Source organism: Pseudomonas migulae (assembly GCF_043225285.1).
Taxonomy (GTDB): Bacteria; Pseudomonadota; Gammaproteobacteria; order Pseudomonadales; family Pseudomonadaceae; genus Aquipseudomonas; species Aquipseudomonas migulae_C.
Genome location: NZ_CP171224.1, coordinates 4,286,671 through 4,310,665, shown reverse-complemented (window position 1 = coordinate 4,310,665; position 23,995 = coordinate 4,286,671). Strand labels below are relative to the sequence as shown.

At 59.9% G+C, this 23,995-nt stretch carries 28 protein-coding genes and 1 tRNA gene; 11 read left to right on the top strand and 18 right to left on the bottom strand.

Annotated elements, in window-relative coordinates; genetic code table 11:
• The first annotated feature begins 84 nt into the window (after positions 1-84).
• Positions 85-999: a LysR family transcriptional regulator gene (locus tag ACF6ZU_RS19780; RefSeq protein ID WP_392886225.1), complete on the top strand. Its 915-nt coding sequence runs from the start codon at positions 85-87 to the stop codon at positions 997-999.
• Between the two features lie 4 nt (positions 1,000-1,003).
• Here ACF6ZU_RS19780 and ACF6ZU_RS19775 read toward each other — a convergent pair whose 3' ends face one another.
• The 3 genes from ACF6ZU_RS19775 to ACF6ZU_RS19765 are packed head-to-tail and all read right to left on the bottom strand — an operon-like array spanning position 1,004 to position 2,863.
• Positions 1,004-1,546 (bottom strand): DUF2937 family protein, encoded by a 543-nt coding sequence (locus ACF6ZU_RS19775; protein WP_392886223.1) that lies wholly within the window; start codon positions 1,544-1,546, stop codon positions 1,004-1,006.
• A 12-nt stretch (positions 1,547-1,558) separates the two neighbouring features.
• Entirely contained in the window at positions 1,559-2,335 is a 777-nt protein-coding gene (locus tag ACF6ZU_RS19770; protein ID WP_392886222.1) for a class II glutamine amidotransferase, read from the bottom strand.
• 30 nt (positions 2,336-2,365) lie between these two features.
• Complete coding sequence (locus tag ACF6ZU_RS19765) at positions 2,366-2,863, bottom strand: MFS transporter (RefSeq protein ID WP_392886221.1); 498 nt, start codon at positions 2,861-2,863, stop codon at positions 2,366-2,368.
• Between the two features lie 238 nt (positions 2,864-3,101).
• On the opposite strand from ACF6ZU_RS19765, the gene ACF6ZU_RS19760 reads away from it, so the two are divergent.
• Complete coding sequence (locus ACF6ZU_RS19760; RefSeq protein WP_392886219.1) at positions 3,102-5,156, top strand: S9 family peptidase; 2,055 nt, start codon at positions 3,102-3,104, stop codon at positions 5,154-5,156.
• 131 nt (positions 5,157-5,287) lie between these two features.
• A complete protein-coding gene (locus ACF6ZU_RS19755) occupies positions 5,288-5,761 on the top strand; it encodes a cyclic nucleotide-binding domain-containing protein (RefSeq protein ID WP_392886217.1) in 474 nt (157 codons plus the stop codon).
• Here ACF6ZU_RS19755 and ACF6ZU_RS19750 read toward each other — a convergent pair.
• Entirely contained in the window at positions 5,758-6,048 is a 291-nt protein-coding gene (locus ACF6ZU_RS19750; protein ID WP_392886216.1) for a hypothetical protein, read from the bottom strand. The two genes, ACF6ZU_RS19755 and ACF6ZU_RS19750, sit on opposite strands and share 4 nt — an antisense overlap.
• A gap of 92 nt (positions 6,049-6,140) precedes the next feature.
• Here ACF6ZU_RS19750 and ACF6ZU_RS19745 point away from each other — a divergent pair, with 92 nt between their 5' ends.
• From ACF6ZU_RS19745 to ACF6ZU_RS19730, 4 genes are all read left to right on the top strand, one after another.
• The gene (locus ACF6ZU_RS19745; protein WP_027925870.1) at positions 6,141-6,827 is read left to right on the top strand and encodes a spermidine synthase; all 687 of its coding nucleotides are present in this window, start codon (positions 6,141-6,143) and stop codon (positions 6,825-6,827) included.
• A 48-nt stretch (positions 6,828-6,875) separates the two neighbouring features.
• Positions 6,876-7,247 (top strand): YajD family HNH nuclease, encoded by a 372-nt coding sequence (locus ACF6ZU_RS19740; RefSeq protein WP_084323260.1) that lies wholly within the window; start codon positions 6,876-6,878, stop codon positions 7,245-7,247.
• A gap of 206 nt (positions 7,248-7,453) precedes the next feature.
• Positions 7,454-7,924 (top strand): RNA methyltransferase, encoded by a 471-nt coding sequence (locus tag ACF6ZU_RS19735; protein WP_392886214.1) that lies wholly within the window; start codon positions 7,454-7,456, stop codon positions 7,922-7,924.
• Between the two features lie 92 nt (positions 7,925-8,016).
• On the top strand, positions 8,017-8,394 hold the full coding sequence (locus ACF6ZU_RS19730; protein ID WP_392886212.1) for a DUF2892 domain-containing protein: 378 nt from the start codon (positions 8,017-8,019) through the stop codon (positions 8,392-8,394).
• A 117-nt stretch (positions 8,395-8,511) separates the two neighbouring features.
• On the opposite strand, the gene ACF6ZU_RS19725 is transcribed toward ACF6ZU_RS19730, so the two are convergent.
• Positions 8,512-9,741, bottom strand: coding sequence for a hypothetical protein (locus ACF6ZU_RS19725; protein ID WP_392886211.1), 1,230 nt, complete (start codon positions 9,739-9,741; stop codon positions 8,512-8,514).
• A gap of 18 nt (positions 9,742-9,759) precedes the next feature.
• Positions 9,760-10,209, bottom strand: coding sequence for a YcgN family cysteine cluster protein (locus tag ACF6ZU_RS19720; RefSeq protein ID WP_392886209.1), 450 nt, complete (start codon positions 10,207-10,209; stop codon positions 9,760-9,762).
• Positions 10,210-10,489: 280 nt separating this feature from the next.
• Between ACF6ZU_RS19720 and ACF6ZU_RS19715 the strand changes: the two genes are divergently transcribed.
• Positions 10,490-11,083 carry a nitroreductase family protein gene (locus tag ACF6ZU_RS19715; protein ID WP_392886207.1) on the top strand — a complete coding sequence of 198 codons (594 nt, stop codon included), beginning with the start codon at positions 10,490-10,492 and terminating at the stop codon, positions 11,081-11,083.
• 126 nt (positions 11,084-11,209) lie between these two features.
• Here ACF6ZU_RS19715 and ACF6ZU_RS19710 read toward each other — a convergent pair whose 3' ends face one another.
• The 6 genes from ACF6ZU_RS19710 to ACF6ZU_RS19685 form a co-directional block, all read right to left on the bottom strand.
• A complete protein-coding gene (locus ACF6ZU_RS19710; protein WP_392886205.1) occupies positions 11,210-12,142 on the bottom strand; it encodes a D-2-hydroxyacid dehydrogenase in 933 nt (310 codons plus the stop codon).
• 120 nt (positions 12,143-12,262) lie between these two features.
• Entirely contained in the window at positions 12,263-12,556 is a 294-nt protein-coding gene (locus tag ACF6ZU_RS19705) for a YcgL domain-containing protein (protein WP_392886203.1), read from the bottom strand.
• The gene (rnd, locus tag ACF6ZU_RS19700) at positions 12,553-13,686 is read right to left on the bottom strand and encodes a ribonuclease D (RefSeq protein ID WP_392886201.1); all 1,134 of its coding nucleotides are present in this window, start codon (positions 13,684-13,686) and stop codon (positions 12,553-12,555) included. Before rnd ends, ACF6ZU_RS19705 begins: the two co-directional genes overlap by 4 nt.
• Positions 13,687-13,809: 123 nt before the next feature.
• Entirely contained in the window at positions 13,810-14,472 is a 663-nt protein-coding gene (locus ACF6ZU_RS19695) for a class I SAM-dependent methyltransferase (RefSeq protein WP_392886200.1), read from the bottom strand.
• Positions 14,473-14,548: 76 nt separating this feature from the next.
• Positions 14,549-16,198 (bottom strand): phosphoethanolamine transferase, encoded by a 1,650-nt coding sequence (locus ACF6ZU_RS19690; RefSeq protein WP_392886198.1) that lies wholly within the window; start codon positions 16,196-16,198, stop codon positions 14,549-14,551.
• 168 nt (positions 16,199-16,366) lie between these two features.
• Positions 16,367-17,749 (bottom strand): glutamine synthetase family protein, encoded by a 1,383-nt coding sequence (locus tag ACF6ZU_RS19685; protein WP_392886196.1) that lies wholly within the window; start codon positions 17,747-17,749, stop codon positions 16,367-16,369.
• A 532-nt stretch (positions 17,750-18,281) separates the two neighbouring features.
• Here ACF6ZU_RS19685 and ACF6ZU_RS19680 point away from each other — a divergent pair.
• Together ACF6ZU_RS19680 and ACF6ZU_RS19675 are read left to right on the top strand one after the other, a co-directional pair.
• Positions 18,282-19,199 carry a DMT family transporter gene (locus ACF6ZU_RS19680; protein ID WP_392886195.1) on the top strand — a complete coding sequence of 306 codons (918 nt, stop codon included), beginning with the start codon at positions 18,282-18,284 and terminating at the stop codon, positions 19,197-19,199.
• A 131-nt stretch (positions 19,200-19,330) separates the two neighbouring features.
• The gene (locus ACF6ZU_RS19675) at positions 19,331-20,266 is read left to right on the top strand and encodes a LysR substrate-binding domain-containing protein (RefSeq protein ID WP_392886193.1); all 936 of its coding nucleotides are present in this window, start codon (positions 19,331-19,333) and stop codon (positions 20,264-20,266) included.
• Positions 20,267-20,269: 3 nt separating this feature from the next.
• Here ACF6ZU_RS19675 and ACF6ZU_RS19670 read toward each other — a convergent pair whose 3' ends face one another.
• The 4 genes from ACF6ZU_RS19670 to ACF6ZU_RS19655 form a co-directional block, all read right to left on the bottom strand.
• Complete coding sequence (locus ACF6ZU_RS19670; protein WP_392886191.1) at positions 20,270-20,635, bottom strand: 5-carboxymethyl-2-hydroxymuconate Delta-isomerase; 366 nt, start codon at positions 20,633-20,635, stop codon at positions 20,270-20,272.
• A gap of 57 nt (positions 20,636-20,692) precedes the next feature.
• Positions 20,693-21,619 carry a LysR family transcriptional regulator gene (locus tag ACF6ZU_RS19665; protein ID WP_392886189.1) on the bottom strand — a complete coding sequence of 309 codons (927 nt, stop codon included), beginning with the start codon at positions 21,617-21,619 and terminating at the stop codon, positions 20,693-20,695.
• Positions 21,620-21,762: 143 nt separating this feature from the next.
• The gene (locus ACF6ZU_RS19660) at positions 21,763-21,954 is read right to left on the bottom strand and encodes a YegP family protein (RefSeq protein ID WP_392886187.1); all 192 of its coding nucleotides are present in this window, start codon (positions 21,952-21,954) and stop codon (positions 21,763-21,765) included.
• A 244-nt stretch (positions 21,955-22,198) separates the two neighbouring features.
• The gene (locus ACF6ZU_RS19655) at positions 22,199-22,633 is read right to left on the bottom strand and encodes a hypothetical protein (RefSeq protein WP_392886185.1); all 435 of its coding nucleotides are present in this window, start codon (positions 22,631-22,633) and stop codon (positions 22,199-22,201) included.
• 129 nt (positions 22,634-22,762) lie between these two features.
• On the opposite strand from ACF6ZU_RS19655, the gene ACF6ZU_RS19650 reads away from it, so the two are divergent.
• A complete protein-coding gene (locus ACF6ZU_RS19650; RefSeq protein ID WP_392886183.1) occupies positions 22,763-22,969 on the top strand; it encodes a hypothetical protein in 207 nt (68 codons plus the stop codon).
• 111 nt (positions 22,970-23,080) lie between these two features.
• Here ACF6ZU_RS19650 and ACF6ZU_RS19645 read toward each other — a convergent pair.
• Together ACF6ZU_RS19645 and purC are read right to left on the bottom strand one after the other, a co-directional pair.
• Positions 23,081-23,170: transfer RNA gene (locus ACF6ZU_RS19645), tRNA-Ser, on the bottom strand.
• A gap of 83 nt (positions 23,171-23,253) precedes the next feature.
• Positions 23,254-23,967 carry a phosphoribosylaminoimidazolesuccinocarboxamide synthase gene (gene purC, locus ACF6ZU_RS19640; protein ID WP_008034929.1) on the bottom strand — a complete coding sequence of 238 codons (714 nt, stop codon included), beginning with the start codon at positions 23,965-23,967 and terminating at the stop codon, positions 23,254-23,256.
• Positions 23,968-23,995 lie beyond the last annotated feature (28 nt).

The following is a 23,995-nucleotide window of genomic DNA, read 5'->3' as shown; positions in this document are numbered from 1 at the left end:
ATTTTTGGGCGCTGGGCCCTATTGCGTCCAACTAATAAAAACCCGCCTTAGGCATAAGAAAACTTTGTCACACAAGCCGATCATATGAACCTGAAGTTTCTCGAAACCTTCGTCTGGGTCGCCCGACTCAAAAGTTTTCGCCTGACCGCCGACAAGCTTTTCACCACCCAGGCGTCTATTTCCAGCCGCATCGCCGTGCTCGAAGGCGAGCTGGGGGTGAAGCTGTTCCTGCGTGATTCCCGTGGCGTGAGCCTGACGCCCGAAGGCTTGAGAGTGCTCGAACACGCCGAGCAGATGCTGGACACCATGCAAGCGCTCAAGCAGTCGATCGAGACCCGCTCCAGCAAGGTCGGGCGAGTGCGGATCGGCGTGATGGACACGGTGATTCATACCTGGCTGAGCCCGCTGGTGGCGCAGATGACCGATCACTATCCCTTGGTGGAAATCGAGCTGGTGGCGGATACCTCGCTCAACCTCTGCGATCAGCTGCAAAAAGGCTTCCTCGACCTGATCCTGCAAACCGATCTGCTGCGTCAGGAAAGCGTGCGCAGCCTGGAGCTGGCCAGCCACCCCATGGGCTGGATCGCGGCCAGCAATTCGATCTACAACCGTGAGTACGCAGGCGTCGCCGATCTGGCGCGGGAACGGATCATTACCTACTCGAAAAACTCACACCCGCATCAGGAAGTGCTCGCGCTGATGCAGGCCAACGGCGTCATGGCGCCACGGCTGAACTGCGTGAATTCGGTGTCGGCGATTACCCGTTTGCTGCGCGACGGTTTCGGCATTGGCGCGCTGCCACCGGTGCTGGTGGCCGAGGAGCTGGCACGTGGTGAGCTGACCTTGCTGGCCATTGATCAACGGCCGCCGGATCTGCAGGTGGTGGTGTCCTGGCGGACGGGGGTGGAGTGGGTCGAGGAGATTGTGGCGTTGTGTCAGCAGGTGCTGGCGGGGTATGCGCGCAAGGTCGGCGAAAACTACATCGTCCTTGCGCGCTGATCACTTACAACCCGCGTACGTCCCGGTCTTCGATCGGCCGGCTCTGGCGCAGGCGTTTGCCGCCCAGCACCACCCAGTCGATCAGGCGGAACAGGCATTCAATCCCGAACGACAACAGCAGCGCGCCGCTCATGCCCCAGATCATCGCTTCCGGCGTCAGCAGGATCTGGTAGCTGTAGCCGTTCCAGGTTTCCTTGCGGATATCCGGGTCGGCGGCCAGCACCACTTGCAGGAAACGGATGTACCACGGGCCTTGCATGGCCTGGTACTGCTTATCGAGGGCCAGTTGACGGGTGAGCAGGTTGCTCAGGCTGTCGGCATCGCTGCGAAAGATCGGGTCTTCGCTGGCGCGGTAATGGGCGACCAGCGCCTGCATGTCGCCCTTGAAGAATTGATTGGCGGTGCCCTGAAAACCGCTCAGGCCGGTCTGCGCCTCGATCAGGTGCGCTTCGACCCGCTGGGCGTAGTCATTGATGAACCCCGGCACCTGGACGCCGATCAACAGGCCCGCCGCGAACAACACCAGCCGTAGATAACTGAGCAACATGGGGGAGAATCCTTATTCGGTCTTGCCCTGGCTGACGCATTCACCGCGTCGCCACAGGCTCCATTGGCCCGGTTCGTAGCGGGTCCAGGTTTCGTTTTCGGTCAGGGGTTCGGTGGCGATTACCGTGACCACGTCGTTGGGCGTGGTTTCGGCCTGGAAATCGACGATCACGTCGACATCCTTCAAGCGCGCCGGGCCGAACGGCGCGCGACGGGTAATCTGCGCCAGTTTGGTCGAGCAATAGCAGAACAGCCAGTCGCCGTCGCTGAGCAGGCAGTTGAACACGCCTTTGCTGCGGTATTCGGCGCAGGCGGCCACCAGGTCCGGCAACAGTTCCTCGATCTCTACCGGTTCGGGAAACGCTGCGCGCACACGGTTCAGCAGATCGCAGAACGCCGCTTCACTGTCGGTATCGCCGACCGGGCGGTAAAAACTGTTGATCGGTTGAAAGTCCGCCAGTTGGCCGTTGTGGGCGAAACACCAGTTGCGCCCCCACAGTTCGCGCACGAACGGGTGGGTGTTGGACAGGCAGACCTTGCCGACGTTGGCCTGGCGGATATGCCCGATCACCACTTCGCTCTTGATCGGATAACGCTGCACCAGGTTCGCGACTTCCGACTCGCTGCTCGCCGCCGGGTCCTGGAACAGGCGCAGGCCACGGCCCTCATAGAAGGCGATGCCCCAACCGTCACGGTGCGGACCGGTACGGCCGCCGCGCTGCATCAGCCCGGTGAAGCTGAACACGATATCGGTCGGCACATTGGCGCTCATGCCCAATAACTCACACATGCTCGGACTCTCTGTAAGGCAGGGGCAAGGTTACAAACGCGGTTCGACGCGCATCCGCTGAGGGTTGCTCGGAACCGGCGGACGACCGTAGCGATCATCGCCGGCACCGCCGAAGGGATGTTCCTCGTCAGGGTCGTCGGCCTTGGCCGCAGCCTTGGCGGCGGCCGTGCGTTCCTTGCGGGCATTGGCGGCACGTTCGATCGGGAACCGGATCGCCACCAGCACCAGATAAATACCGAAGGCGATCATGCCGTACATGAACAGGTCGGAAATCGCCCGCCAGGCGTTGTTGCCGACCTTGAACGCGAGGTCCAGGGCGGTAATGGCGATGGCCGGGGCGACCTTTTCCTTCACCGGATCGATGATCGTCGGGCTGAACAGCAACACCGCAACCAGCAGCCGCAGCGGCTCGCGCAGCCAGCGCCACATCCAGCGGGTCATGCGCATCCACACCAACAGGCAGCCTAAAGCGGCGAAGGCGTAGAGGCCCCAGGCGATCAGATAGTCGTTCTCGGTCATGGTGTCCATGGCAAGGCAGGCAAAGAGGCGCTTATAGTAACGACTTTTCGCACATCAGGCTTGCCCCAATGCCGGCCGGCTATGCATAACCCCTGTAGGAGCGAGCCTGCTCGCGAAGCGTCCTGTCAGGCAACATCGAAGGCGACTGACACACCGCTTTCGCGAGCAGGCTCGCTCCTACAGGGATTTGCGTATTTGCCAAAAGTCTGCGAAGCCCTTTATTCCGAATATCGCCCGAGAGCCATTCATGCCCGAATCCGCCAACATCACCAGCGCCCCGATTGCCCGCAAGGCTGAAGGTTCTGACCCGTATGCCTGGCTGCAGGAACGCGACACCGACGCGGTGCTCGATTACCTCAAGGCTGAAAACAGCTACCAGGAGGCGCAAACCGCCGATCAGGCCGGGCTGCGCGAAACCCTGTTCGAAGAGATCAAGGGCCGGATTCTCGAAACCGACCTGTCGTTGCCCTCGCCGTGGGGGCCGTACCTGTATTACACGCGCACCACCGCTGGTGACGAATACGCCCGTCACTACCGCTGCCCGCGCCCGGCGGATGACAGCCTGCAACTCGATGAAACCCGCGAACAACTGCTGCTGGACCCGAACGAACTGGCCAATGGTGGCTTCTTTTCCCTCGGCGCGTTCAGCATCAGCCCGGACCACCAGCGTCTGGCCTACAGCATCGACTCGACCGGCGACGAGATTTACACCCTGTTCGTGAAGGAATTATCCAGCGGTCGTGTCAGCGAACTGGAATTCGCCGATTGCGACGGCAGCATGACCTGGGCCAACGACAGCCTGACGCTGTTCTTCGGCGAGCTGGACGACACCCACCGTCCGCACAAACTGTTCCGCTATCGGCTGGACGGCACGGCGGCCGAAGAAGTGTTCCATGAGCCGGACGGTCGATTCTTCATGCATTGCTATCGGTCGAGTTCGGAGCAGCAATTGCTCCTGGCCCTGGGCAGCAAGACCACCAGCGAAGTCTGGGTGCTCGACGCCTACCAGCCGCAGCAGGCGTTTACCTGCATCGCGCCGCGGGTTGAGGACCACGAGTACGACGTCGATCACGGCGCGCTCGATGGCCAGTGGACCTGGTTCATTCGCACCAACCGCGACGGCATCAACTTTGCCCTGTACACGGCCGTCGATACCGGCGTCGCGCCGACCGAGGCCAACTGGCAGAACCTGATTCCCCATCGCGACGCGACCATGATCGACGGCATGAGCCTCAACGCCGGCGCCATGACGTTGAGCCTGCGTGAAGGCGGCTTGCCGATCATCGAAGTCCACCCGCAAGACCTGCCGAGCTACCGTGTGCAATTGCCGGACGCGGCCTACAGCCTGCACGTGCAAAACAGCCTGGAGTTCGTCAGCGAGCGGATCCGCCTGCGTTACGAGGCGTTGAACCGCCCGGCGCAAATCCGCCAACTGGAGCTGGTCAGCGGTGAGCAGAAAGTGCTCAAGGAAACCCCGGTACTCGGCCCGTTCGACGCCGATGCCTACGTCAGCCAACGGCTTTGGGCGACTGCGCCGGACGGCACGCAGGTGCCGATCAGCCTGGTGGTCAAACGCGAAGCCCTCGGCAAACCAACGCCGCTTTATCTGTACGGCTACGGCGCCTATGGCGAAAGCCTCGACCCGTGGTTCTCCCACGCGCGCCTGAGCCTGCTGGATCGCGGCGTGGCGTTTGCCATCGCCCACGTGCGCGGCGGCGGTGAACTGGGCGAAGCCTGGTATCGCGCCGGCAAGCAGGAACACAAGCACAACACCTTCAGCGACTTCATCGCCTGCGCCGAGCACCTGATCGCCCATGGTTTCACCACATCGAAGCAACTGGCGATCAGCGGCGGCAGCGCCGGTGGCTTGCTGATCGGCGCGGTGCTCAACATGCGCCCGGAGCTGTTCGGCGCGGCGATTGCCGAAGTGCCGTTCGTCGATGTGTTGAACACCATGCTCGACCCGGACCTGCCGCTGACCGTCACGGAATACGACGAATGGGGCAATCCTGAAGAACCGGACGTTTATGATCGGATCAAGGCCTACGCCCCGTACGAAAACGTGACCGCCCAGGCCTATCCCGCGACGCTGGTGATCGCCGGCTACAACGACAGTCGCGTGCAGTACTGGGAAGCGGCGAAATGGGTGGCGAAATTGCGTGCGACCAAAACCGACGACAACCCGCTGTTGCTCAAGACCGAACTGGGCGCCGGCCATGGCGGGATGAGCGGCCGGTACCAGGGATTGCGTGACGTAGCACTCGAATATGCATTTGTTTTTAAGGTTTTGGGGATTGCTTGAGGAACTTGGGCTAATGGCTCGGTCATAAGCTGTACATCATTTCCATGTGGGAGCGAGCCTGCTCGCTCCCACAGGGGATTGGGGACACCCCAAAAAACCGGAACCAGACACAAGAAAAAGACCGTGCCGACATGTCAGAACCGACCCTGCTGAACAACGAAATCCGTGACTGGCTGATGGACTGCGGCCTGTTCGATCAACTGCTGCCCGCCGACTTCGCCGCAGCGTCAGGCTACTTCAGTATCACCTCGGTGGCCGAAGGCGAAGAGATTTTCCACGAAGGCGATGCCGGCAGCTTCATGTGCATCATCCACAGCGGTCAGGTGGCGGTGCAGAAAACCAACGGCGACGGGCAACTGGTGACCATGGCCACCTTGCGCAGCGGTCGGGCGTTCGGCGAAATGGCCGTGCTCGATGGCGAACGCCGTTCCGCCAGTTGCGTGGCCGCGAGCCATTGCCAGTTGCTGAACCTGGGCAAGGACTCGCTGGAAAAGATGCTCAACGACGCGCCGAAAATCGCCGCCAAGATCATTCGTGCCCTCGCCGTCTCGCTGTCCAAGCGCCTGCGCATGGCCGATGGGCAACTGGCGCTGCAGCAGGTTTAACCGCCCGGCGACTTGATCTTCGTGCTGTTCTGTTCAAGCCCCGGCAGGGTCTGGTCCTTGGGCGGGCTGGGCACTTCGATCGGCGGCAACAGCGGTGGCCCGCCACTTCCAGGCCCGACCTTGGGCACGCTGTTGGGGGTGATTTGCGGGTACGGCGTCGGCGTTGCCGTGCCGGGCGAACCGGGCAGCGGCGCCGGGCTGGTCGGAATGGTTTGCAGCTCTTGAGCCTGCCCTGCAGTTATCGAGAGCGCGGCCAAGGCAATGACCGTTAGAATGGTGCGCTTCATCAATGGCTCCGTTGGCCTTGTTGTCTGTTTGCAGGCTACTCCCAACTGCGTTCGTTTGCCTCCCCCCTGCCCATCGTCCTCAAGAGAACCCCATGAAACGTTTCGTTCTGCTCGACACCGCGCCTATCCCTGAAAACGGCGGTGCCCTGTGCCTGTTCGAATACGGCGAGGATTTCGTCATCAAGATCCAGGGCGGCGACGGCGGGCAGCTGATGAACACGCGCATGCACGGCTCCGAAGATGCACTGGCCGAGATCCCCTGCCGAAAGGTCGCCGGGCGACCGAATTCACGGGTGCTGATTGGCGGCCTGGGCATGGGCTTCACCCTCGCCTCGGCGCTCAAGCATCTGGGTAAAACCGCTGAAGTGGTGGTCGCCGAACTGGTGCCCGGCGTGGTCGAGTGGAATCGCGGGCCGTTGGGCGAGAAAGCCGGCAACCCGCTGCTCGACCCGCGCACGGTGATTCGCATGGAAGACGTGGCCAAGGTGCTGCAGGCCGAACCGCAAGGTTTTGACGCGATCATGCTCGACGTCGACAACGGCCCCGAAGGCCTGACCCAGCGGGCCAACAGCTGGCTGTACTCCGCCGGCGGCCTGAGTGCCTGCGCCAAAGCCCTGCGGCCAAAAGGCGTGCTCGCCGTCTGGTCGGCCAGCGCCGACAAGCAGTTTTCCGACAAACTGAAGAAAGCCGGCTTCAAGGCCGAGGAAGTCCAGGTCTTCGCCCACGGCAACAAGGGCACCCGCCACACCATCTGGATTGCCGAGAAGCTCAAGGGCTAGGCTAAACTTGTGCCATAACCGTCATCAGTCTTTTACAAAGGTGAACCCATGAGTTCGTCAACACCGACCAACACCTCGAAGCTGGACCGCATCCTCGCCGACAACCAGCGCGACAAGGAAATGGGTTACCGCGACAAGGCCCTGAAAATGTACCCGCACGTATGCGGCCGCTGCGCCCGTGAATTCTCCGGCAAGCGCCTGAGCGAGCTGACCGTGCACCACCGCGACCACAACCACGACAACAACCCCCAGGACGGTTCGAACTGGGAATTGTTGTGCCTGTATTGCCACGATAACGAACACTCGCGGTATACCGACCAGCAGTATTTCGATGAAGGCTCGTTGAGCACGCCGAAAATTGCCAAGGCGACGCACAACCCGTTTGCGGCGTTGGCAGGGTTGATGAAGAAAGACGAATAGTCATAGCGACTGATCTGGCCTCATCGCGAGCAGGCTCGCTCCCACAGTTGATTTACGGCGATCACAAATACTGTAGTCACTGAAAAACCTTGTGGGAGCGAGCCTGCTCGCGATAGCAATCGCCCGAACACCACCAATCTCAAACCAGACACCCCCTCCCCCAATCCCCGTATAATCGCCGTTTTTCCCCCGAAGGCACCCCGCTCGTGGCAGACAAACGGTACAGCTGCATTGGTTTGTTCAACCCCAAATCACCGGAAAACGTCGGCTCGGTCATGCGCGCCGCCGGCTGCTACAACGTGGCGTCCGTGTTCTACACCGGCAAGCGCTATGAACGCGCCGCCGATTTCGTCACCGACACCAAGCGCGTTCACTACGACATTCCGCTGATCGGCATCGACGACCTGAAGAAAATCCTGCCGCTCAACTGCGTCCCTGTCGCCGTGGAACTGGTAGAAGGCGCGCGGCCACTGCCCGAATACACCCACCCGGATCGCGCCCTGTACATCTTCGGTCCGGAAGACGGTTCGCTGGATAAAGAGATTCGCGACTGGTGCGAAGACGTGGTCTACATCCCGACCACTGGTTGCATGAACCTCGCCGCCACGGTCAACGTCGTGCTTTACGACCGCATGGCCAAAGGGCTCAACACCCGCTCCGGCCCGAAATTCCGCTGAACCGACACACATTCGATGGAACAAGCCGCCCGCCTCGGCAGTCAGCTTAATTATCTATTCTTGAAGCCGTCATACCCGACAGGAGACAGATCATGAGCGAACTCAAACGCGTCGAGCGCATCGAATCCACCCCGTTCCAGAGCCATTCCGACCATAACGTCCATGGCTGGGAACGTGCCGGCTCACTGGCCGGTGGCCTGGTGATGGTCGGCAAAGGCCTGCGTCGCGGCGGGATTTTCGGCTTGATCCAGGTGGCCATCGGCGGCGTGGCGCTCGCCCGTGGCATTACCGGCCACAGCTCGGCCAAGAGTCTGCTGGAAAAAAGCCGTCAGGACATGGACAACGTGCGGGCGAAGATCGAGCGTGCCGGGGAAGATCTGGCACGGTTGAAAGCGAATGCCGAGGCGGCGACCAAAACCGCCACCGTGACCGGGAATGATTCGTTGAAGTCGCCGAAAGCCGGGGTTTGATCCGGGATTTGTGTTGCGGCTGAGGGCCTCATCGCCGGCAAGCCGGCTCCTACAGGGGAATGCATTCCAAATTGTAGGAGCCGGCTTGCTGCGGGCGGCGTTCCGACGATAGCGGTGTTACTGAAGCAACCCGGTATCGAGCACCTTGGAAGACTCGCCGATCACACTCTCGGCCAGCTGGACAAACTCCTTGGTATCCACGCTCTCCAGGTGCATCGCCCCGCGCAACACATCATCCAGTGAGCGCTTGTTGCGGGTCTTGATACGGATTTCCTGATCCAGCTCACCCAGTAACAATACCGCTTTGCCAATCTGCGCCGGGCTGATCTGCTCGCCCCGCAACGTCGTGACCTTCTGGCTGTCCTTGGCCAGTTTCTTCTGCAAGCTCGCGTACCGCTCGTCACTCATCCCGCCTGCACGCCGCACCAGTTCGATCGCGTAATACTCGGCAAACCCTTCGCTGATCCAGTCGCTGCGCTGCTTGTCGTTGATCCGCCCGAACACCTGGGCCAGCTCACGCACCAGCGCGCTGCTGCCGCTTTCGCTGACCAGCGGCAAACGCGTATTCAGGTAGATCGACTCCCGAGCACCCAGGCTGCCCCGCCACATCGGGTCGTTGGCACCGACAATCAGCAGTTTGGCGGGATGACGCGGAAACACCGCCTGCACTTGCGGCCAGACGAACGTCAGCAGCGTCAGCACGTCCATGCGACGCATGCCCTGGCCCTGAGGCGAGGCGACGGTGACTTCGGTTTCCCCAAGCCGGGTACGACGGCTGCCGAGGTGACCGGCGAGCATCCAGCCCGTGGGCCGGTCGAACAGGCGCGAGACGTTGTCGATGCGGAATTTGTTCTTGCCGATCCGCGGCCAGGCGGTCTCGACGCTTTTCCAGCCGCTGGGCAATTCGAATTCGAGGCGTGACACCAGCTCGATGCCGTCCTGCTGGTCGAGCTTGGCGGCGGGCACCAGATCGTCACCGCGCATCAGCGCCCAGGTCGGCGTCATGCGCGTGTCGAAGCTGCCGTTCTTGCGGCCATGGCTGATGCGCACGCGGTAGGTCAGGCTGGCCTTGTCGGCAGCCGGGTGCCAGACACCGCGAGCCTGCGCGCCCGGCGTGAGTTGCCATTGGCCGTCAGCCTTGAAATCGCTGTAGTGGCTGCCGTCGCCGAGGTCGAAATCCAGGCTGCGTACCGCCGAACCCTGGGCCAAAGTCAGGCGTACTTCCGCCTGATCGCTCTGCGGCAACAGGCGCACGTGATAATCCAGATCGACTTTCTTCGCCGCCCACACCGAGGAACTCAGGGCCAACAACCCAAAGGCCAACGCCAGCCGCTGTCCTACAGCCATACACACTCCTTTGTAAAACTAACCTGCGCGGAAAATCAGATGATCTTCCCAATCGTCCTCGGGCACGCTGCCTTCGGCGAGCATGCGCCCGGACTGGGAGATGCGTTCATGATGCACGGCGTCGCGATCCCCGCACACCAGGTGGTGCCACAGGGGCAAATCCTTGCCTTCGCTGACCAGGCGATACCCGCAGGTCGGCGGCAGCCATTTGAACTCATCGGCCTTGCCCGGCGTGAGCTGAATGCAGTCCGGCACGAACTCGCGGCGGTTAGGGTAATCCGTGCACTGGCAGGTTTTCAGGTCCAGCAACTTGCAGGCGATGCGCGTGTAGTAAACGCTGTTGTCCTCTTCATCCTCGAGCTTTTGCAGGCAGCACAGGCCACAACCGTCGCACAGCGATTCCCATTCCTGCTGATCGAGTTGATCGAGGGTTTTGCGTATCCAGAACGGTTCGACTTTGGCGGCCATGGCTCGAGTATCAACATCAGGTGGTGAAAAGGCCGCCAGTCTAGTGCCAAGCCCCTTGTGGGCCAAGCATTGGCGACTGCCGGTAGAACGGGACTTGTCAGAAATGGCGCCGCCCAGTAGCTTTGCCAGTCGCAAGGAGCCAGACCTGCATGCCATTAACGCCCCACTGCGTTGCATTCAGATGAAGTGCCAGGCTCACGAAAAACCTCATCGCCCAGCCTAACTGTGCCCGCCGGTTTTCAATCGAATCTCTCACTTAAACGTCGCAAGGAATCTCTGCATGAGTGCCAATCCCCGCGTTGCCGAATATGCCATCCACCCGCAATTCACCGATCGCTGGTCGCCTCGCGCCTTCACCGGCGAAGCGATCCCAGAAGAAACCCTGCTGAGCTTTTTCGAAGCCGCACGCTGGGCGCCATCGGCCTACAACTCGCAGCCTTGGCGGTTTCTCTACGCGCGCCGCGATACGCCGAACTGGGAGCGTTACCTGGGCCTGCTGAACGAGTTCAACCGCAGCTGGGCGCAACACGCCTCGGCGCTGGTGATCGTGATTTCGAAAACCACCTTCGCGGTGCCGGGCGCCACCGAAGAAACTCCGGCGCTGTGGCACACCTTCGACACCGGTTCCGCCTGGGGCCATCTGGCGCTGCAAGCGAGCATCAGCGGCTGGCACACCCATGGCATGGCCGGTTTCGACCAGGAACTGACCCGCAAAGAGCTGAACATTCCTGAAGGCTACGCGCTGCACGCAGCGGTTGCCGTGGGCAAGCTGGGGGATAAAGCGACACTGGCCGACTACCTGCAAGCCCGTGAAGAACCGAGCCCGCGTCGTCCGTTGAGCGAGCTGGCGGCGGAAGGCGATTTCACTCTCTAAGCCATACATAGAAACCAATGTGGGAGCGAGCCTGCTCGCGATAGGGCCGTCACGTTCAACATCACTGTTGACTGACAGACCGCTTTCGCGAGCAGGCTCGCTCCCACATTTTTTATTGCAGTGGGTTCAGTACCCGCGATTGAAATCCACTTCCCCGCGCAACCCCTCTCCCGCCTGATACGCCCGCAGGTTCTCGACGAACAATTTGACCATCATCGTCGGCGAAGTCGGTGCCGAGCTGTGCCCGGTCAGCAGCAAGCCCCAGGCCGTCCAGAACGGATGACGTTGCGGCAATGGCTCCTGACGGCAGACGTCGATCACCGCCCCCGCCAGATGCCCTTCCTTCAGGGCCTCCACCAGATCCGCATCGACCACCGCCACGCCGCGCCCGACGTTGATGAACAACCCGGTCGACTTGAACTGCTTGAACAACGCCGCGTCGTACAGATCGTGGGTCGTCGGAGTGTTTGGCAGCAGATTGATCACGTAATCCACTTCACCCACCAGACGCGGCAAGTCCGCCAGGGCGGCCACTTCGATGAATGGCGCCTGAGTACGGGCTTCGCTGGCAATGCCATACAACTCGACGCCAAACGGCAGCAGGAACTGCGCCACGGTCTGGCCGATATCGCCGGTGCCAACGATCAATACTTTGCGTCCCGCCAGGCTTTGGCCCTGGCGACTGTCCCATTTGCGCTCGACCTGGCTGACCAGGCGCGGCAACACCTCGCGTTCGTGACCGAGCATGTAGGTCAACACGTATTCGGCCATGACCTGACCGAAAATCCCTACCGCGCGGGTCAGGCGATAGTGCCGTGGCAGGCCGTCGGCCAGCAGCGGCGTGATGCCAGCCCAGGTCGATTGCAGCCATTGCGGCTGATGGCCCTGACGCAACAGGGTGGCCAGAAGGTCCGGCTGACCCAGCCAGATCGGGCAATCGGCAGCCTGACGGGCCAGTTCGGCCGAATCGCCGCTGGTCAGCACCTCCAGATCGGGCGCTGCCTGACGCAACAATTGGGCATAGACAGGGTGGTCGTGTTCAGCAATCAGAACGCGCATGTTTCAAACCTTTCAAAAGCAGGGCAGACAGCCGCCGAAGGAGTATCGCTCCCTCGTCGCGGCCATCGCCAAAATCATTCCAGTGTTTCATGCAGACTCTGAACAGAGCCTGTCTGCCGATCACATCGGATCGTTGCGACGCAGCAACTCTTCCGGCAAGTGTTCGATGTACTCGTCCTCGGCCGGCGGCATCTGCAGGTGATAGCCCTGCTTGTCGAGGTTTTCCAGGACCACGGTAATGTCCTCGCGCGACAGCTTGCGCTCCGGGCTCAGCACCAGATCGAAGGCGTGGATGGCTTTGCCGAAGGCCGCCATCAGAGTTTCGGGCACGCGCTCCAGTGCATCACTTTTGAGCACATAGAGGTACATTTCGTTTTTCTTCGAGCTGCGATAGATGGAGCAAATACGTTTCAAGGCTGTTCTCCGGCGGTGGCCAGGCTGTCGAGCAGCGCCTGGCCCATCAATTCGCGGCGCCAGCCACGCAGCGAATCAGGCAATTGGTAAGGACCGTTGGGGAAGCCGCTCTTGAGCAGCGCTTCCAGGGTTTTCTTGCGCAGCATGAGTTCCGGCGCAACGTTCAGTCGTTCGGCTTCGGCCTGGCCGAGTGCACGCAACTGTTTGATCAGCGCGGCAGCATCCACCGGCAACGGCTCCGGCACGGCGGGCGGCCATTGGTCTGGCGACACACTGCCAGAGCGCTTGATCAGATCAAGCAGAAATTCGCCGTCCTGACGCACGGTACGCGGGTGCATGTCTTCGATTTTCGCCAACGCGCCGAGGTTGTCCGGTTGCGTCCGGGCCAGCGGCCACAGGGAGTGCTCGCGGATGATGCGATTGCGCGGCAGGTCGCGGGCACGGGCTTCGCGCTCGCGCCAGGCGCAGAGTTCACGCAGCACGGCGAGTTGCGCGCGGGAAAGTTTCCAGGCCAGCTTGGCTTCGCGATAGACCTCGTACGGATCCACCTCACGGCGCAGGTTGGCCACCAGTTCGGCGCCGTCTTCCAGGACCCAGGCGTATTTGTCGTCAGACAGCTTCGGACGAAGCCGTACGAAAACTTCCGCAAGGTGCAAGGCGTCTTCGGCGGCGTAGCTGATCTGGGTGTCGGACAGCGGGCGTTGCAGCCAGTCGGAACGGGTCTCGCCCTTGGGCAGGTCGATGCCGAGCACTTCCTGCACCAGCCGCGAGTAGCCCATGGAAAAACCCAGGTTCAGGTAAGCGGCGGCCAGTTGCGTGTCGAACAGCGGCGCCGGCAGGCTGCCGGTCAGGCGCAGCAACACTTCGAGGTCTTCGCTGCAGGCGTGGACGACTTTGACCACGGCCGGGTTTTCCAGCAACGCGGCCAGAGGCTGCCAGTTGTCGATGGTCAGCGGGTCAATCAGGTAAGCGCGTACGCCATCGCCGATCTGCAGCAGGCCTGCAATCGGATAAAAGGTGTCGACCCGCATGAATTCGGTGTCGAGGGCAACGTAGGGCAGCTGCTGCCATTCGGCGCAAAACCGGCCGAGGCTATCGTTGTCGCGAATCCAGTGAATATCGATGGCCACACGGCTCTCCCTTGAAGAATGGCGCGCAGTATATATCGCCCCCGGCGATTTCCGCGCATCCACTGAACAAGAGCTTTAGCGAAAACACCTGCCTGATAGCAAGAATTGTCTGACGGAGGGAGGTTATCGGGCCTTACGCAACACGTAGACACGCATTCGCGCGCAGCCCGGCAGGAAATCCTGATGGCTGAGTACACGAAACCCCGCCTGTTTGAACTCGGCCTCCACTTGCGCCTTCGCGGCCAGCGGCTGAGGTGCAGCGCCATCCACAATCGGCTGCCGACGCTTTAAACCGGCATCGACCCGCACCGCGACAATCACCGTATCGCGGCTGACCCGATGGAACTCGCCGAGCATGGCCAGTCGATGCTCGGGGCTGGCGATGTGCTGAAACAGCTGCATGCAAAAAATGCAGTCCACCGCATTGGCCGACAAGCCGAGTGTGAACGCCGAACTCTGAAAGGTCTTGACCCGACTCAACAGGTGTTGCGGGTGGTGCGTCGGGGCGTGATCGAGCATTTCCTGCGATGGGTCAGACGCCAGGATCACCCGGTTTGCGTGCTCGGCCAGCACCGGCCAGAAACGCCCCGCACCGCAGGCGACGTCGAGAATCAGCCCCGGCTCGCCCGCCACTTTGAGCGCATGGCGCACCAACTGCTCGTCGCGCCAGAATGCCAGGCGCCCGCCGAGACCACGCGGGCGCGGTTGCAGACAGACGCGGGCGTGTTCCTGATCGTGGCGCCGGGCGAACTCAAGCTCGATGGCGGATGGAGGCTGAGCAGACATGGACGATGGCTCTTGCAGGGAAAAATCCAACGGGCCGCAGGTTAGCGGCCACCAGGTGAAAAAAAGGTCGTGGGCCTCACTCTTTGGCCAACACACCGTCAATCACGGCGCCACGGCAACCCGCGAACATATCCAGGTCCTGGTTGTAGACCTTGCTGTTCACTTCCAGCAATCCGAGCATCGAATGGAACAGGTTGTCCTGGCTCAACGGTTTGTCACGGCTCATTTGCAGGCAATGGGTGTCTACCGAAAACGACTTCTGATAGCTGTCGGAGAACCAGGCCAGCATGGCGACATGCTTTTGTTGATCGGGCGCCATCATGTAAGGCGTGCCGTGAAGGAACAGGTTGTATTCGCCCAGTGATTCGCCGTGGTCCGACAGGTACAACATCGCGGTATCAACTTTGTCCTGGTTGCTGCGCAACAGGTCGATCAGGGTCGACAGCACATGATCGGTATACACCAGCGTGTTGTCGTAACCGTTGACGATACTTTCGCGACTGCAATTGTTCAGGGCGTTACTTTCGCAAACCGGGGTAAAGCGTTCGTATTCTTTCGGGTAGCGCTTGAAGTATTCCGGGCCGTGACTGCCCATCTGGTGCAACACCAGCACCGTGTCTTTATCGAGGTTGTCGATAAAGTGCTGCAAGCCTTGCAGGAGAATCTCGTCGCGGCATTCGCTGTTGGCGCAGAGCACCGGGTCTTTCAGGTTGCTGACATCGTCGAGGGTGACCCGGTCGCACGTGCCTTTGCAGCCCGACTGGTTATCACGCCAGATGACATCCAGCCCCGCCCGCTTGAGCACATCCAGCAAGCCTTCTTCATTCTTTGCCTTGCTCGCGTTGTAGTCCTTGCGGCCCATGTTGGAAAACATGCACGGCACCGACACGGCGGTTTCCGTGCCGCAGGAGTGCACATCGGTAAAGGCGATCAGACCCGATTCCTTGTCCAGCTTTGGCGTGGTGTCACGGTCGTAACCCAACACGCCAAAGTTCTCGGCCCGGGCACTTTCCCCCACCACCAGCACGGTCAGGGATTTGCGGCCGTGGGTTTGCCAGGCGGGATTGCGCTCGGCGTCTTCACCAATCTTGACGAAGGGTTGCTGGGCCGAAGCGACTTGCTCGCGCAGGTAGCTGACCGACGCACCAATGTAGTTGCTGGGCACCACCATCAAACGCAATTCATGGTGATTGCGAAACAACGACGAAAGACCTTGATAGTTAACCAGCGCTACGCCACCGATAACAGCAACCGAGGCAACACTCACCAGCACTTTACTTAACAACTCACGGTGCCAGCGACGATAACTAACCGGAGTTTTCCACAACAACCACGATGGCAACACACCGAGCAGCAGAATATAAACAAGCATCTTTATAGAAAGTAAGTCACGCACTTCCGTGGCATTGGTCTGCGCAAAGTTACGCAACATGCCGGTGTCGATCAGCACACCGTATTGACCCATGAAATACGCCACGCCGGCGCTGATCATGAAGATCAGAGTCAAGAGCGGTTTCAGTACCGGCCGGAACGCCAGCAGTGTCAGCACAATGTTGAAGGCAGCCAGGGTCATCAAGCCAAACGCCACACGCATGGCCACGCCTTTAGCGTCGGATGCCGTGATCTCGAACAGGTGCTGCCAGAGCACCAGATTGAAACCGATTAATAGAAAGGCGCTGGCAATCAGCGTCACCCACTCGGGGCGCACGGGTTTGAACTTCAACATGATGATCGGCTGTTCCTGAAAAGAAGTGCCGTCGATAAATGTGAAAATTTCATTAATCGCGACAGCACTAACTTTAGGCAGCCAACCATCAATTTTTTGTGAAAAAGAAGCCAACGATTAGTTGGCTTGTAGTTTATTAAGAAAACTTAAGTTGTATTTGAGAATGGTTCAGGCCTGGTTCAGGTACCAACGCCAATCCTGCTCACCGACTTCGCCCATGAACTGTCGATACTCGGCACGTTTTACCGCGAGGTAAACGCCAAGAAACTCGCTGCCGAACGCATCCCGCGCCCAGCTCGAACCTTCCAGTGCGCGCAAGGTGGTCAGCCAGTCGGTGGGCAGCAATTCCGTGGCTTGGGCGTAACCGTTGCCCTCAACCGGCGCTCCCGGATCAAGGCGTTCACGAATGCCGCGATGGATACCGGCCAGGATCGCTGCCGCCGCCAGGTACGGGTTGGCGTCGGCACCGCAAATGCGATGTTCGATGTGCCGCGAGAACGCCGGCCCGCCTGGCACACGCAAACTCACGGTGCGATTGTCCACGCCCCAGGTGGCGGCCAGCGGCGCGTAGCTGTTGGTCTGGAAGCGTCGGTAGGAGTTGGCGTTCGGGCAGAACAGCAGCAACGAATCGAGCAAGGTGCTGAGCATCCCGCCAACCGCTTGCCTCAGCAGCGGCGTACCGTCCGTGGCTTCGCTGGCGAACAGGTTGTTGCCCTCCTTGTCCGCCAGACTGACGTGCATGTGCATACCGGTGCCGGCCAGGTCGTCGAAGGGCTTGGCCATGAAGCACGCGGTCATCCCGTGTTTGTGCGCCACGCCTTTGACCAGCCGTTTGTAGCGCACGGCTTCATCCATCGCTTGTAGGGCATCGGCGCGATGTTCGAGGGTGATTTCCACCTGCCCCGGCGCGTATTCGGAGATCGCCGTGCGTGCCGGAATACCCTGAAGTTTGCAGGCGCTGTACAGGTCGGCGAGGAACGGCTCGATCTGCTCCAGTTCGCGCAAACCGTAGACCTGAGTACCGCGTGGGCGACCACCGTCAACGTCTCGCGCCGGTTGCGGCCGGCCGTTGCTGTCGCGCTGTTGGTCCAGCAGGTAGAACTCCAGCTCCGCCGCCATCACCGGGTAATAACCGTCGGCCTGCAAGCCTTCGATGACCTTCGCCAGCAAGTGCCGAGGATCGGCGATGGTCGCCGGCATGCCCTCCGTCGGGTGCATGCTGACTTGCACCGCTGCGGTCGGAATCAATCGCCACGGCATGCGCGTCAAGCTGCCGCTGATCGGGTAGGCCCGGCAATCGATATCGCCCACGTCCCAGACCAGCCCGGAGTTTTCCACGTCATCGCCGTTGATGGTCAGGCCCAGGATGGTGCTCGGCAGCGGACGACCGCTTTGGTACACCGCCAGCAATTCATCACGATGCAACAACTTGCCCCGAGGCACGCCGTTGTTGTCGAGGATAAACAGCTCGAACATCTCGATATCAGGGTTCTGTTCCAGAAACGTCAGGGCTTCTTGCTGCGTGGCGAAGGAGGTCGTAGCACAACTCATGGGAATTCTCTTGTTTCCGCGTCAGGCAAACGCGCAGGCGCTGCCGTTTTGATCCCGGCGCACAGCGCGGGACCTGTAAGGAATTATCGACGGGAAAGGCAGGAGTCCGGCGGGCGCGCGTGACGGCAATGCCACAACGCCCAGAAGGCAAGTTCAGAAGGAAGTGCGACCGGACAACCGTCCATAAAGAAGACCGCAGTAAACAGATGGGCAGCAGCGTCACATGGCTGGAAAAGTCGTTAAATCGGGATTTGAAGAACTTTGGTTGTAGATTGGCTAAACATTCTACAAGACCAAACGGGGAACCCCTGTAGGAGCGAGCCTGCTCGCGAAGGCGGTATGACAGTCAAAAACAAGGATGACTGAAAGATCTCTTCGCGAGCAGGCTCGCTCCCACAGGGGGTCTGCGTCGTGACAGAGGTATTTGATTTTTAGATACCGCACCGGACTTTCTGATTTGCGGGCTTCCAACCCTCCCGGGCCTAATCGGCTCCTTGCCACCCGCCCTCTTCACTGATCCGGAACAGCCCTCATGAAACACACCGGTTTCGCCACCGCCCACCTCGGCATGCTGCTCTGGGCATTGTTGGTCGCCGCTTCGTTTTCCGCGGCGGCGCAAGTCAGCCAGACCATCGACCCGATCCTGCTGACCGGTTTGCGCCTGTTGTTTTGCGCCCTGGTGTTTCTGCCGTTGCTGCTGCTCAAGGGTGATACCGCCATGACCCGCAACGGGCTGCTCGGCCATGCCGTACTCGGCTTGCTACTGGCGACCTATTTCGGCTCATTGTTCGAGGCGCTGCGCTACACCTCCGCCGCCAACACCGGGACGATGTTCACCCTGGTGCCGTTGCTGACGATGCTGTTTGAAACCGTGCTGCTGCCGGACAGCAGCCTGAGAAAACGACTGTTGCCAATGCTGATCGCCGCTGCGGGTGCCGTGTTGCTGGTACTGAAAGGCGCGGGACCAGAAGAGTTGCCGTCGCCCTACGCTGTGTCGGTGTTTGGGGTCGGTTGCCTGGCGATGGCGCTGTACTCACCCTTGAGCCAGCGACTCAAGGCCAACAGCCTCAAGGGCCGCGGACCGGTGGGCATGACTTTCTGGAACATGCTGTTCGGCGCGCTGTTCCTGCTGGTGTTCTGCGGTTTCAGCGGTGGTTGGCGATCAGGCCTGTCGCTGACCCTGAACGACTTCTACTGGCTGATCTACCTGGCGCTGTTTGCCACTCTCGCAACCTTCTGGCTGTTGCACCGGGCCATCGGCGTCATCGCCCCGTCCTCGGTCATTTCCTACATTTACCTGAGCACGTTGTTCATCACGCTGTTTCACTGGCTCTGGTTGCATCAGCCGCCCTTGCCACTGGAAATCATCGGCGCAGTGCTCGTTGGCATCGGCATGCTGACATTATTGATGTCCAGTCGCCGCGCATTGCCGGCTACCGTGCAGGGCTGAAGTCCACCAGCATTGCCTCACAACTATTGTTGAAACTTCTTACAAGCCATTCTCCTGGCACCATCGTTCCGCTAGGATCATTCGCACGAGTTTGCGCTCAATCAGTGCATGGATCACAGCGAGACGAATGGATGCTGAACAGTAACTTGCTTCGAAAACTCGACATGCAGGACCTCATGGTGTTTATCGCCGTGTATGAACAAAGCAGTGTCACCGCCGTATCGGAAACCCTCTGCGTCAGCCAGTCCACCGTGAGTTACTGCCTGAAAAAGCTGCGCACCGGGTTCGAGGACGAGTTGTTCATCAATACACGGGCCGGCATGCGGCCCACCTACAAAGCCAGCACCATGTACACCCACGTGCTGAAGATCCTCGAAAGCGTCAACCTGTGCCACGCCGGCGCACCAACGTTCGACCCCAGCCTGCAACCAGTCACCTTCAACATCTGCGCACCGGAATACTTCGAGCAACTGATCCTGCCGCGCCTGTTGCAACGTTTTGGTTTCGCCGACTGGCCAGTGATGGTCAACATGCACAAGTTCGAAACCGATATCCCCGCCGAGGAGCTGCGCGATGGCAGCTTCGACCTGGTGATTTGCTTCGGTCCGAACTTTCATCGCACTCACACCGACTTCAAATCCCGAATACTGTTGGAAGATGATCTGGTCTGTGTCTTCGACAAACGCGCCACACCCCTGGAGCCGCGCCTTAGCCTGCAAGCCTTTGCCGAACGCCGGCATGTGTTTCCGACACCCTGGACGTCCACCACTAACATGGTCGATGGCTGGCTCGCGCAACAAGCGCTGAGCCGGCAGATCGTCGCGCGTTCCAACAGCTACAGCGCGGCACTGAAAATGATCACCGGCACCGATTTCATCGTCACCCTGCCCCGCCGCATCCAGCAGTTGCTGGCCGGCGAGGGCAACTTCAATCACTGCGAAGCACCCAGCGGCTTGCCGGGTTTCACCCTCGACATGCAGTGGAGCCAAATCGCCGATCAGGACTGCGCCAACACCTGGCTGCGCGAGCAGGTCGTGCAGGCCTGCGTCGAGCAGGAAATGGCTTGAGCTTCAGTTATTGATGGCGACCTTGCTGTAGGACTCTCGATCAATGTCGAGCAGTTCAACGGCCAGCTGGACTTCAATATCCTTCGGCCATTCACACAGGTCCTGCACCACCGCGAGCAGGCTTTCGGACAACTGTTTTTTGATCGCCGGCGAGCGGCCGCTCAACAACGCCAGCTTCACATGCACGAACGCCCGCTCGCTCATTGCCGTACCGACCTTGAACGTCTCAACCTTCACCGCACGGCTCTTGATGTCGTATTCGGCAGCAAACTGACCGGAAGCCACCAGCGTGTTGTTCAGCCGGATCAGAGCCACATCGGCGTTTAACTCGGGCAGATTGGCGGTGTATTCCATGTGCAGGTGGGGCATGACGCGGATCCTCAAGGTTGGCGGAAAGATCGTACATATAACACAGAGTGGTCCTGCTTACGGGGCCGGCGTCGCCCCTAAACGCTCACTCATGAACGCCTCGAGTCGTGAGCGCAACCAGCGTTCGGCGGGATCGGTGTCGACATGACTGAGCCAGACCATGGACAAATCCAGGGTTGGTGTCTTGAACGGAAATGGCTCGGTGAACAGCTGCCCGGAGGCGGCCATCGCCTCGGCGGTGTAATCCGGCAGGCTGGCGATCAGATCGGTTCCGGCGAGCAAGGCCGGTAGCGAGCTGTATTGCGGTACGGAAAGCACCACCTGGCGCGTACGACCAATCTCAGCCAGCCACTCATCGGCGTAGCCACTGACATTGGCGGTATGCGACACCAGCACGTGAGGACGCGAGCAGTACTCATCGAGGGTCAACGGCGTGTCAGAGGCATCGGCACGCAAGATACTGGGCTGAATGTGTCGCAGCAATTTACGCTTGGCATTGGCCGGAAGGCCGCGGGTCTGGCTGATGCCGACGGTGATATCGCCGGAGGCCAGCAAATCCGGAATGCGCCAGTAATCGACATGCTGCACCACAAACACCACTTTCGGCGCTTCCTGGCGCAGCGCGCGCAGCAAGGGCGGCAGCAAACCAAACTCGACATCGTCCGACAGCCCGATGCGAAAGGTCATGGTGCTGCTGGCAGGGTCGAAATCATGGGTCAGGCTCAAGGCGACTGACAGCGAATCCAGCGCTGGCGACAGGTACTGGATCAGCTCTTCGGCCCGAGCCGTTGGCTCCATCCGATGGCCAACCCGAATGAACAGCGGATCGTTGAACATCGTGCGCAAGCGGTTGAGTGCCGAGCTGATGGTCGGCTGCCCGAGAAACAACTTCTCCGCCACCCGGGTCACGTTGCGTTCGAGCATCAAGGTTTCAAACACCACCATCAGGTTGATGTCTGCCTTGCGTAGTTCGTTACGATTCATCCACTGCCCCCGGTCTCCATTTCTGCCGACAGTTTAGGTAGCTGTCGCGAATGGCGTCTATGCGACTGAAGCAGATAGCGTCAGATCAAACCAACTGATCGAAACGAAGCCGCCCTGATCGAGCAGCTTCACTGTTTGCAATCCTAGATTTCCTTCACCGGGGTCAGTTCCTGAGTGCCCTTGATCAAGCTGATGGCATGCACGCAATCCGCCTTGTTGACGTAGGCCTCTCCGCTGGCAATCGTTTCGTTGTTTCCTGCCCGCAAGCGCCACCGCCATTGACCCTTGCCGGTTTGTGGGGTGCCACGGGTTTGCCTGTAAATCTCAAAATACATTGATCGCTCCTTGCGATGGCTGATAACCGCAGATCAGTGACCTGCGAAACCAGAGTAGAGGAGGATTTTTGGCGGTGATATTTTTGAGTGTCAGGGAATATTTCGAGGTAAAAGCCTTGAATACCGGGGCGGCCAGCGAATTCGGAGGGCGGTAATTCGAGCTACTTGGCTGGGTAATTTTTCCTCTGTACAGGCTTATTTTTCTTACGGAGGAACCCTGACGATTCTCACAAAAAAGTTCTGCTCACAGATTTTTCTGATGAACTGGGGCGTCAGATAACGGGGTTAGCGGCTCGTCCAGTGTCAGCTCCACATCGGCCTCAAGTTCTGCCTGAGGTTCGGGGGCGGCTGTGTCAAAACGAGCCACGAGACGCTTTACTCCCCTTTCGATCAGCGACAGCAGTCCATAGCTGACAAAGCCAAAAATCAACCCTGCGACCATGATACTCAGCGGATGAATTTGCACGGCGTCCTGGCTGTCCAGCATGTATAGAAAAGCCTGAACAGCCACCGCCACGCACGCCGCAGCGGCTGCTACCAGCTTCACGGACAACCAAAGACGCCGCCATCTGCTCATCCCATCACCCGTCATTCGATCAATGCGCTGTATTGGATGATAGTCAATGAGCTGAGTTTGCCGGGTGAAGCGCTTGTTTAGTTCAGCAGCAGACTCCGGCATGGTCTGACAGTCCCTTCCTGATTTGTCCAACCCCCTGGCGGTATCAGGCTTGCCCCCTAAGCTCTGCAACGAGCGGGGTGGAAGGTCCTGCCCCTCGACAATCATGCAAACTCAAAAGGAGCCTCTGCAATGGCTAGAGACAAAGCGAAAGACGACAAACACTTCAATTGCACCCAGGCCCATGAAACCGACTACGTCGCAGGCCTATACCCTCATGCGAAGGAAGAGGTCAAAACATTCCTGGCTTCAGCCTGCAAGGACAAAACCCTGCACAACTCCACCCACAAGGATGTGTACGAGCTGATCAAGCGGAAACTGGGGCATTCGCAGCCGTAGGATTTGCGGGCTGATACGAAGCTGCTCTGATTGAGCAGCTTCACTGCTTAAAAATCCATACAAACGAAAAAGCCCCGTAGCTTATTCAGCTACGGGGCTTTTTCTATGTAATGGCGGAGAGATAGGGATTCGAACCCTAGGTACCGGTGAAGGTACAACGGATTTCGAATCCGTCCCATTCGGCCACTCTGGCATCTCTCCAACGGCGCGCATCATAACAACACTTTTGCTGGAAGCGAACCCCCTAGGCGAAATATTTCTGTGCTATCAGATGCTTGCGTCGATTAAAGCGGTACGCCCAGACGATTGGCGACTTCTTCGTAAGCTTCGATGACGTCACCGAGGCCCTGGCGGAAGCGATCCTTGTCCATTTTCTTGCCGGTGGCCTTGTCCCACAGACGGCAGCCGTCCGGGCTGAATTCGTCGCCCAAGACGATGGAGCCGTCGGAGAACACGCCGAACTCCAGTTTGAAGTCGACCAGCAGCAAGCCGGCGTCGTCGAACAGTTTGCTCAGGACTTCATTGACCTTGAGCGACAGTTCTTTCATGCGAACCAGTTGCTCGGCGGTGCCCCAGCCGAAGGCCACGACGTGGGATTCGTTGATGAACGGGTCGCCCTTGGCGTCGTCCTTCAGGAACAGTTCGAAGGTGTAAGGGTTGAGCTTCATGCCCTCTTCGACGCCCAGGCGCTTGACCAGGCTGCCGGCGGCGTAGTTACGCACGACGCACTCGACCGGGATCATGTCGAGCTTTTTCACCAGGCATTCGTTGTCGCCCAGCAGTTTGTCGAATTGGGTCGGCACGCCGGCGGCTTCGAGTTTCTGCATGATGAAGGCGTTGAACTTGTTGTTCACCATGCCTTTGCGGTCGAGCTGCTCGATGCGCTTGCCGTCGAACGCCGAAGTGTCGTTGCGAAACAGCAGGATCAAGCGGTCAGCGTCGTCGGTCTTGAAAACCGATTTGGCTTTGCCGCGGTAGAGTTCTTCACGTTTTTCCATGATGGGCTCCGCTTGCTAAGTAGGTGGG